The 10001-nt window shown below is 41.7% G+C and carries 9 protein-coding genes and 1 pseudogene; 9 read left to right on the top strand and 1 reads right to left on the bottom strand.

Annotated features, from left to right (window positions below):
• Nucleotides 1-263 precede the first annotated feature (263 nt).
• From ACXYMX_RS16670 to ACXYMX_RS16660, 3 genes are all read left to right on the top strand, one after another.
• A complete protein-coding gene (locus ACXYMX_RS16670) occupies nucleotides 264-1712 on the top strand; it encodes an aldehyde dehydrogenase family protein (RefSeq protein WP_459045371.1) in 1449 nt (482 codons plus the stop codon).
• Nucleotides 1713-1740: 28 nt separating this feature from the next.
• A complete protein-coding gene (locus ACXYMX_RS16665; RefSeq protein WP_459045370.1) occupies nucleotides 1741-2622 on the top strand; it encodes an NAD(P)-dependent oxidoreductase in 882 nt (293 codons plus the stop codon).
• 211 nt (nucleotides 2623-2833) lie between these two features.
• The gene (locus ACXYMX_RS16660; protein WP_459045369.1) at nucleotides 2834-3985 is read left to right on the top strand and encodes a HEAT repeat domain-containing protein; all 1152 of its coding nucleotides are present in this window, start codon (nucleotides 2834-2836) and stop codon (nucleotides 3983-3985) included.
• Nucleotides 3986-4068: 83 nt separating this feature from the next.
• Here ACXYMX_RS16660 and ACXYMX_RS16655 read toward each other — a convergent pair whose 3' ends face one another.
• Complete coding sequence (locus ACXYMX_RS16655) at nucleotides 4069-4467, bottom strand: hypothetical protein (RefSeq protein ID WP_459045368.1); 399 nt, start codon at nucleotides 4465-4467, stop codon at nucleotides 4069-4071.
• 332 nt (nucleotides 4468-4799) lie between these two features.
• Between ACXYMX_RS16655 and ACXYMX_RS16650 the strand changes: the two genes are divergently transcribed.
• The 6 genes and pseudogenes from ACXYMX_RS16650 (at nucleotide 4800) to ACXYMX_RS16625 (ending at nucleotide 9789) form a co-directional block, all read left to right on the top strand.
• Entirely contained in the window at nucleotides 4800-6143 is a 1344-nt protein-coding gene (locus ACXYMX_RS16650) for an AAA family ATPase (RefSeq protein WP_459045367.1), read from the top strand.
• Nucleotides 6130-6879: a hypothetical protein gene (locus ACXYMX_RS16645; RefSeq protein ID WP_459045366.1), complete on the top strand. Its 750-nt coding sequence runs from the start codon at nucleotides 6130-6132 to the stop codon at nucleotides 6877-6879. The genes ACXYMX_RS16650 and ACXYMX_RS16645 overlap by 14 nt, the downstream gene beginning before the upstream one ends.
• 96 nt (nucleotides 6880-6975) lie before the next feature.
• Nucleotides 6976-7515: a hypothetical protein gene (locus ACXYMX_RS16640; RefSeq protein ID WP_459045365.1), complete on the top strand. Its 540-nt coding sequence runs from the start codon at nucleotides 6976-6978 to the stop codon at nucleotides 7513-7515.
• Nucleotides 7516-7707: 192 nt separating this feature from the next.
• Nucleotides 7708-8403, top strand: a complete 696-nt coding sequence (locus tag ACXYMX_RS16635) for a transposase (RefSeq protein ID WP_459045364.1) — start codon at nucleotides 7708-7710, stop codon at nucleotides 8401-8403.
• A 93-nt stretch (nucleotides 8404-8496) separates the two neighbouring features.
• Nucleotides 8497-8823: a hypothetical protein gene (locus ACXYMX_RS16630; protein ID WP_459045363.1), complete on the top strand. Its 327-nt coding sequence runs from the start codon at nucleotides 8497-8499 to the stop codon at nucleotides 8821-8823.
• A 96-nt stretch (nucleotides 8824-8919) separates the two neighbouring features.
• Nucleotides 8920-9789 (top strand): annotated as a pseudogene (locus ACXYMX_RS16625) (amidohydrolase family protein).
• The last annotated feature ends 212 nt before the right edge of the window (nucleotides 9790-10001 follow it).

Here is a 10001-nt window from a genome sequence, read left to right as displayed (position 1 = left end):
AAGTTAGAACAATAATAATAAGATGTAAAAAAAAGGGAACTGATTGGTCTTAAAAGACCTGTTCCCTTTTTTTATTTTCATGAACACATTCGAATGGTATAAAAAGTAAGATATTGTTTATAGTGGGTTTTATGCAACGCTAGTGGTGGTGCACAGGCACGAGTAAGAAGGAAATAGAAATCTGCTGTCGAATAGTTATCCTAATGGGGGATTTGTAATAAGTTTGATTTCCAGGATACATATAAGAAATAGGGGGCGTGTATGTGAGTACGACTTATTATAATTACATCAATGGGTTATGGGCTTCATCGAACACAAAGGAAACGTATCCGAGCATTAATCCGGCGAATCAAGGGGTGTTGGGGTATTTTCAGAAGTCGAATGAGGCGGATGTGGAGATTGCGATTCGAGCGGCGGAGGATGCGTTTCCAAGTTGGGCGAATACGGCAGCTCCAACTCGGGGCGATGTGTTGTTCAAGCTGATTCAGTTGTTGGAACATAAGCAAGAGGAATTGGCGACGATTCTTACGAAGGAAGTGGGGAAGTCGTTCCGCGAAGCGAATGGTGAAGTACGGAAAACGATTGAAGCGATGAAACAATTTAGTGGGGAAGCAACTCGGATGACAGGGGAAACCGTGCCGTCACATGATGCGGGGATTTTTGGCTATACGATTCGGGAGCCGCTTGGTGTTGTTGGCGTGATTGCTCCGTATAATTTCCCGCTCGGTATCGGGATCTGGAAGATTGCACCGGCCATTATTGCGGGAAATACAGTGATTTTCAAACCGGCAAGCAATACGTCGTTGATTAGCATAAAGATAATGGAGTTGTTTGAACAAGCGGGTGTTCCGCCAGGTGTGATTAACATGGTGACGGGGCCGGGTGGGGTTATCGGGAATGCGATTGGTCGGCATGAGAAGATTAAAGCGGTGTCGTTTACGGGTTCTACGAGTGTCGGCCTTGCGCTCGGGAAGGCGGTAAGTGAACGCGGGGCGAAGATGCAGGCTGAAATGGGCGGGAAGAATCCATCCATCGTGCTGGAAGATGCGGATCTGGATGAAACGGTGGAAAACCTAATAATTAGTGGGTTTTTGGACAATGGACAGCGGTGCACAGGGACGAGTCGCCTCATTGTTGTTCGTTCGATTGCGGATGAGTTGGCGAAGAAGTTGGTCGCGCGGGCAGGGAAACTGGTTATTGGCGATGGGTTTACAGAAGGCGTGGACAATGGGCCGGTTGTTGATGAAGGTCAATTGAAAACGTATTTGCATTATGTAAAATCCGCGCTTGATGAGGGTGCAACGCTTGAGTGTGGTGGAAAGCGGTTGACTTCAGATGGTTTGGATGCAGGTTTTTTCGTTGCGCCAACATTATTTAGTAACGTGACAAAAGATATGACGATTTTTAAAGAAGAGATCTTCGGTCCAGTGATGGCGATGACGGTTGTCGATACGTATGAAGAAGCTCTGGAACTTGCGAATGACAGCGAATTCGGTTTGTCTTCGACGATTTATACTAAAGATTTGAAGCGGGCGTTTCATTTCATTCGAAACATCGAATCTGGGGTGACGCATGTGAATATCCCGTCGAATTATTTTGAGAACCAGTACCCGTTTGGTGGGAAAAAAGCGTCCAGTATTGGTCCGCGTGAACAAGGTTCGACGACGTTGGATTTCTGGACGGACTATAAAACGGTGTATATTCGTCCGTAAAGGTTGGTTGAAGGAATGGGGGAAACTTGTGAAAAAGATTGGCGTTGTAGGGTGTGGATTAATGGGGTATGGGATCGCGACGAATTTAATTCGAAAAGGGTATGAGGTCACGGTGTACGATACGAACCCGGAAGCAGTCGCGCGAGTTGTGAATGAAGGTGCCGCTGGAGTGAAGTCGGTTCGAGAGCTTGCGAAATGGAGCGAGGTCCTGATTTTGTCATTGCCGTCGACTACGTTAGTGGAACACGTGCTTTTATCCAAAAAAGAGGGGGCTTTTGATAACCTCAAGCGTGGAAGTGTTGTGCTGGATATGAGTACAAACGATGTGGCGCGGACGAGAAGTTTAGCGGAGGCGGCACGGGAATCCGGCGTTGAGTATTTTGACTGTCCAGTGAGTGGTGGGCCAGATGGGGCGCGATTGGGGACGCTAACAATTATGGTGGGCGGATCGAAGGAGACGTTTCCGGGGATTTCACCTGTGCTCCAGGCAATGGGCCAGCACATTGAATACATTGGAGAAAGCGGAGCCGGGCAAATCGTGAAGTTGTGCAACAACATGGTCGTGGGCGGCATCATTTCGTTGTTAGGTGAAGCGTTACTGACGGGAGAAAAGGCAGGCATATCCAAAGAAAAGTTGGCGGAATTGTTTCAGAAAGGGTCTGGGCAAACGAAAGTGATGGACGTATTCGGGCCGAATATCATTCACGGCACGTTTGACGACGTGAAGTTTTCATTGGCGAATATGTTGAAGGATCTAGATCTCTATCGGAGTTTGGCAGAGGACGAAGGGGTCCCAACAACGATAAGTGTGAGTGCGCTTCAATTGTTTACGGATGCTAGTGATAAGGGTGCGGATCAGCGAGATGCTACGGCTGTTGCGGAAGTTTTGGGGGAACAGGTGAGGGGCTGAATTTTTCTGGTTGCTGTTCCTGGTTGTTTGCACCGTGCCTGTGCACGGTGCAATTTAGACACGATTCAGAATCGTTTTGAATTGTGTGGTGCACAGGCACGAATTTTCGAATTTTATTTAGACACGATTCGGAATTGTGTTCAAGTTGAGTGGTGCACAGGCACGCTTAAATATTCAAATATAAAGTTCAATAGGATAGGGGCAATTCGTAATGAAAAATAACTACTTAGAAAAAGTCGAACCATTTATCGTTTATCAAGAACCTCTCGTTCAGGAAATCGTTGTTCAGTCACTAGAGCATTACCCTGAAGTTCCCGTGGGGTGGACCAATTCTATATTGGAAGACTTGGTACAACAACCTGAGATAAACACGTCCATTCTTGTGTGGCTCAACAAGAGAAATTTAGATGCCAAGTCTGTGCCCTTGTTAATTCAACTGATGGACAAGCTTCCTGATGATCGGAAGCATATGGGAAAGTCCTTCCTTTTTTCATTAAATCCTGAAATCGTCATTGCTCATGAAAAGGAGCTGGCCGTTTATTTCACCAAAGAACAAATGAACTTCTATCATAATTTATTAAGTAGTGATCAAGAAGAATTACGTACAAAATTCATTGATAAAGTTGAGTATTTGGAACAGCAAGATCGATTTAATCAGTCGCATTTCATGGAAGCGAAGATTATTCAGGATGAATTGTTCAGACGGAATTGGATTGACGAATCTGAATTGGACAAGGTGATAACGTCTGAATTAGAAAATGATTCGTTTACATATCATGGTATTTTTGCAGTGCGAGCAATCGGTTTTTTGAAATTACCATCCTATATTCCAATATTAGCTGACTTACTTGCACGTGATGAAGATTTATTGTTAGAAGAAACGGCGGAGGCACTGATTCAGTATCAATCCGATCAAGTGGTAGAAGCAGTAAAGCCATATGCGATGAATGAGGATACCTACATCTTTGCTTTGTCGGTCATCGAGAATACGAAAACGGATTATGCAGCGGATGTACTTATTGAATGTTATGACGTCCTAAATGAGGATGGAAAGGGCATGGTTATAGAAGGACTGGCCCATCATTTTACAGAGAAGGCGTTTCCGTTAATAGAGGATTACCTTTTTCAAGAATATCATTATGGGGCAAATGATATGAAGCAAATTTTATATAGTTTTTATAAAGTCATGGGCAGAACACACCCAGACAGTGAAAAATGGAAGGCTTCATCTGAACGTCGTGAACAAATTTATTCTGAAAATAAGATGCAGGCTAAGTCAGTACCCGTAACGGCAACAAAAGTTGGGAGAAATGATCCTTGTCCATGTGGAAGTGGCAAAAAGTATAAGAAGTGTTGTGAATAAGGCTTTTATCGATGCCTGTGCACGGTGCAATTTAGACACGATTCAGAATCGTGTTGAATTGTGTGGTGCACAGGCACGAATTTTTAACCAACAGTTACAACAGCTCTTCTCCGCATATTCTCATTTCTTTTCGCCCAAGCAATCAAAATAATTATTCCAATTAGAACCACCAACCAATACCCTCCGAAATCGATAACCAACCCTGTAATAATTAGTGCGGGTATACAAGCAATAAGCACTAAGGATAAACAGATACTTAGAAAATAATTAATACCTTCATATTCTTTTCTTGCCTTTAAAAAACTGCTCCCGGTTCTTGCCATTATATAAATAGTAAATAGGAGTACGCTAAACTTGGCAATTTCCAATGCAATCCCGTGACCTTCCGTGGCTTTTGTGTATTGTAAAAGTTCAATTGAAATGATCCCAAAAATAATTGAAGCAAGAGTTCCAAAAGTTTGTAGAACCGTTTTTGAATTCAAATCATCACCCCTTCATTAAGTAACCTTCTATATTACTATTCATCGGATCCGGTTTTTAGTACTTGTACCACTGTGCACAGGCAGAAGAGAAGAAAAAAGAAAAAATGGTGAAATCCACTGAGTAGGCTGATGTATGAGCCGCTTGGTGGGTTTTTTCTTTTTGTGTGCCTGTGCACGGTGCAATTCTGACACGATTCCGAATCGTGTCAGAATTGAGTGGTGCACAGGCACGCCAGAAAAGCACCAGAAAAACCGATGAATAACTCATCACCTATAAAGCCATAGTAATAAGTAAAAGCACAAATTCCCTACGTATTAGAGGAGTGTTCGGCGTGACGAGTATTATTAGGGTGACGAATGTGGAAATTACGAATCTGAAAAATGTAAGGAGAGGCGTGTTTCATACAAATTCGAGTTTCGATACGTTGGAGAAAGCCGATGTGATTGGGTTTTATGGACAAAACGGTTCTGGGAAAACGGCTGCTGTGGAAGCGTTTAATTTGTTGAAGGTTTTATTATCAGCAAGCCAGGATGCGAGACTTCCCAAACTGAGATCGAACTTACTTTATTTTAATGAAAAAGCGATTGGGTTGATGTTTCGCTTTCTTGTGGAAAATCAATTTGGTGAATTCATTGTTGAGTACAAAGTTGCTTTATCGCAAGGAAGAACGAGATATCAAGTCGTTGAAGAAGAAGTATCCTATCGAGAAAACAAGGAAACTATGTCTTTTGAAACACTAATTTCAAAGGACGAAAACGGGATTTTAATTCAGAATAAAAAAGTTAGTGAATTGAATGAATCCGAACGAATTTCGGTGATGGTGGCCAATCGAATGGCTGCTAGTAATTCCACTTCGATTGTTTTTCGGGATGAATTAAAGGAAGTCTTTGAAGGTGTATTGACAGCGCATGAAACGGAGCTGTTGAAAAATCTTGCGTTGGATTTCAATCGAGATTTACACGTCATCGATACGGTTCAATATGGCCTGTTGATCGCGAATTTAGTGATGCCTTTCAGTGTTCATTTGGAAAAGAAGCGCGGACTGATACCTTATGAAATGCAAGATGTGATGGTGCTCCCGATGGATTTGTTTGAAACGCTAGATCAAGTGGTGAGTCAAACGAATATCGTGTTGCAGACGATTATTCCGGGTCTTCAAATTAAGATCAGGCAGATTAACAAGCAGACGTTGGCTGATGGAAAAGAAGGCGTTCGTTTCGAATTTCTTTCACGAAAAGGAGAAATCGAACTCCCGTTGCGGAGTGAGTCGGAAGGTACGTTGAAGATGATTTCTATTTTAAGCACGCTCATTGCGGTCTACAACAATCCAAATGCATGTGTCGTTATTGATGAGCTGGATGCGGGTATTTTTGAGTATTTGCTTGGAGAAATTCTGGATGTTTTAAATGAAAATGCGAAGGGCCAACTGTTTTTCACATCACATAATTTGCGTATTTTAGAGGTGCTTCCTATTGAAAATCTATGGTTTACGACGCTGAATGAAAACGATAGATATCACCAATTAAAAGGTGTAGAAAGGCTAAGCAATGCGCGGGACGTCTATTTACGTGCTGTGCAATTAGGCGGACAAGAAGAAGCAATTTATGCGGAGACCAACTTGTTTGATATAAAAACGGCGTTCAGAAAAGCGGGGATTTCACATGGCAATGAATAGAAAGAAAGTCGTGTTGTTACTTGTCGAAGGAAGCTGCGAGGAGGTTTTGTTAAACAATCGGCTGCGTGCCGAATTCGCTCAGTATCATATTCGTTTTCATATACAGCACGGCGATATTTTATACGATTTGAGCAAACCAGAGGAACCGATTAAATCGGTCATTGGGAATGCGGTCAAAGAGTTTATGATAAAAAGTAAATTTCGCGCGGAAGATGTATGTTGCGTGCTACATATTATTGATATGGATGGCTGTTTCATTCCAGAAGAAGCGATTGTTATTGATGAAACCCAAAAGGAGTTAACGATTTATCATGCGAATAAAATTAGTGTTCCGCATGCCAAACAAAAACAGCAAATCGCGGCGAGAAACGAGGAGAGAGGTAAGAATATCAATGCGATGCAAACGATGGACACGATCCTTTCGGGTGAAATCAATTACCGGATGTACTACTTCTCAAGAAATTTAGAGCATGTCTTATTTAACAACGCGAACCCAGAAAAAGGCGCGAAATATCCCGAAGTCGAACAGTTTGCGGAACAGTTACAAATACCCGTTGAAGAATTTCTGCGACAAACAATGCCACCCGTACCAGGAGACGATCCCTATTTAGAAAGCTGGGGGTTGATTTCACAAAGTGTCGCTTCGTTGGAACAGTATAGCAATGTGCCGCTGTTGTTTGAATTTTTGTCGTGCCTGTGCACGGTGCAATTCAGAAACGATTCAGAATCGTTTTGAATTGTGTGGTGCACAGGCACTCGAACGCCATCTTAACCTCATCTTAACCTTTAACTCATAGACTAATAGAAAAGAGCTAAAGGAGGTCGATTTATCTTGAAACGAACAGTTTATTTATTGGGGGCATTATTGCTGAGCTTGTTGCTTTTATCAGGGTGCATAAAAATAGGTACGCCAGCAGAAAAAGCAGTTGAAGTAGATAAAGTAGATGAAGTTGTAGAAGTTCTGGAAACAGATAAAGAAGAACCGGTAGATGTAGAAGAGGCAAGTGAGGCAGTTGATTTTGAAGGAATGATGGAACGTGAAAGGGAAGTTGAAGATTTTCCGGAATGGCTGCCGCAACCTGACGGGTTTATTGTAATTATGGACATGGACGGGGGACCGATGCGGGCTGTGGTTTTAGAAGCAGAAGAGGCGGATATTCCGGCAATGGTTGCTCGTTTTAACGAAGAACTTTCGGCTATTGGTGCGGATGGGCTTTTAGAGGAAGAAATGGATGAGGAGACCAACCTGTATTCTGCATTTGGACAAATTAGTTATGGCGATGATCTAGTCATGATCTCCATCGGTGAATATGAACCAGATGGTGCGTTGGTAGAAGGAAATACAGGATCGGTATCGTATCAAATATTTTAATGTTGCCTGTGCACGGCGCAATTCTAGAACAATTCTGAATTGTTCTGAATTGTGTGGTGCACAGGCACAAAAATTCTTTTTTTAATTAAAATAATGCCCATAATTGAATTTTGAAGCAGGTGGCGTTTGTATGCATTCTACCTAATCCTTGATAACGTTCAAGATTACGAGTTTGATGTTCATTTATAGGGTATGCAAAACTTCATTATCGCATCTTCTGCACAATTGTCAGAAAACGAATCCCTTGTTATACTAATTGCATTAAATACATCCAATTGGAAGGAGAGGGAAAACATCACCCGATCGATTCGAAGAAGGGACTGGCACCCGAGTGTCTATTTTCACGTCACGATGCGCGGCAACAATCGAGAAAATATTTACGAGGACGAGCAAGACAAATACCATTTAATGCGCTGTTTCGGTGAGGCTCATCAGCGATTTGATTTCACGATTATCGCGTTTTGCATTATGTCGAACCATTATCACATTTTGATTCAATCAAAAGATGAGTTGAGTAAAATCATGGCGCGCGTTAACCGTCGCTACAGCGATTACTATTCCAAACGCTATCACCATGTCGGACGGATTTATCAACGAAGGTATTACGCAAAAGCAATAGTAAATCCCTATGTACTGCTAATTGTCAGTCGGTACATTCACCGCAATCCAATCGAAACACAAATCCCGATGGTAACCGACTTATCCGAATATCCCCACAGCTCCTATCCGAGCTATCGGAACCCACCCCATGTCTCGCTTCCGTATCTCAACACTTCCATTCTTCCACAATTCTTGTCCAACCCATTTTCGATAGATGCAGAAGGTTATTGTGAATATTGTTTGAAGGTTAATTTGGCTGATGATGAATTTATCGAGGAATGGCTTTAGTGCGATGCCTGTGCACGGTGCAATTCAGACACGATTCTGAATCGTTTCGAATTGTGTGGTGCACAGGTAGAATTTCGATTGGAGGTGATGATCATGCAAGATAAGGTATTGAAAAGAAATATTGAGTCTGCTGGTGGATGGTTTGTTGCGGAATATGGAGCTTTAATTCGGACTAAATTCAATCAATTAGAGAACGACAAAGATTTTAAAAGTGAATTTGTTCGAGAGGTGTTTCATAGTCAAGGAAGAGATAAAGATTATGGCGGTACTAGAACTCGAGTTAATGCTGTAATAAGAATTTATAAGAGCAATAAAATGATTGAAGCATTGGAGTATGTTATTGATTCAAAACGAATTAACAATGATGAGCCTAAGGCGGTAAAAATGGCAAAAGAGGCATTAAGGAACATTGAATTTTAAATGTGCTGCCAATGCGATGCCTGTGCACGGTGAAATTCGGACACGATTCTGAATCGTTTCAAATTGTGTGGTGCACAGGCAGGAAAGAAAAGGGGGATGAACATGATAGTTGATTGTCATTTTCATGTGGATGAGACGATGTTGACGCTTGAAAAAATGGTGGAGGAAATGGATAGAAACCGTATAGATCAGACGGTGTTAATAGCCCCTATGAACGAAACTATGTTTGAATTGGATACTATGTATCAACGGAATTTACAACGATTTTTTCGCCAGCTAATACTACATATACCTAAAATAGGGCACCGAATTTATGATGGACTCGTCAAAGATGGTTCATTAAAACTTTATGGGAAGTCATTCAAGATTTATTCCAAACCAAACAATGACCTTGTTGCGAATGCAATTAATAGATTTCCAGACCGATTTTTAGGCTGGGCGGCAGTGAATCCACGAGTTCCTGAATCTGTAGAAGAGGTGGAAAGTTATCTAAATAAATCTGGTTTTATAGGCGTGAAAGCCCATCCGTTTATGCATGAGTATTGGATTAAAGAACTGGCTTCAGTTGCGAAAATTTGTGAATCAATTGGAAAACCGATGATTATTCACCTTTCATCAGAACGAGATTCCTACAAATATTTACCTGAAAACTTCCCCAAACTAAAGGTGATCTAGGCACATGCTGGACTTCCTTTTTGGAAGAATCTATGGACGTACGTTAAGGATCAACCAAATGTATTTGTTGACACGTCAAGCGATTACCTGAATCAATCGATTGTAACGATGGCAGTAGAATCACTAGGATATCGTAAAATTCTTTTCGGTTGCGACGGCCCATATGGAATGAAAACGTTCAATGAGTATGACTACACGGAAAAGAAAGGTTGGATTGACTCACTTCAAATACCCGATCATGAAAAAGAGGATATCCTTGGTACTAATTTTTTAAGATTAATAGGTAGATGATGCCTGTGCACCACGCAACTTGAACACGATTCTGAATCGTTTCAAATTGTGTGGTGCACAGGCAGGCGACACTAGCGTTGCATAAAACCCACTATAAACAATATCTTACTTTTTATACCATTCGAATGTGTTCATGAAAATAAAAAAAGGGAACAGGTCTTTTAAGACCAATCAGTTCCCTTTTTTTTACATCTTATTATTATTGTTCTAAC

The sequence above is a fragment of the Sporosarcina sp. CAU 1771 genome (assembly GCF_054482775.1).
The sequence above is the reverse complement of the archived record's forward strand: the minus strand, read 5'-3'. Positions and strand labels throughout refer to the sequence as shown.

Bases quoted from the DNA above. Each gene is read 5' to 3' on its own strand.
- ACXYMX_RS16660 (WP_459045369.1), top strand. From the start codon at position 2,834: ATGAAAAATAACTACTTAGAAAAAGTCGAACCATTTATCGTTTATCAA.
- ACXYMX_RS16645 (WP_459045366.1), top strand. From the start codon at position 6,130: ATGGCAATGAATAGAAAGAAAGTCGTGTTGTTACTTGTCGAAGGAAGC.
- ACXYMX_RS16635 (WP_459045364.1), top strand. From the start codon at position 7,708: ATGCAAAACTTCATTATCGCATCTTCTGCACAATTGTCAGAAAACGAA.
- ACXYMX_RS16630 (WP_459045363.1), top strand. From the start codon at position 8,497: ATGCAAGATAAGGTATTGAAAAGAAATATTGAGTCTGCTGGTGGATGG.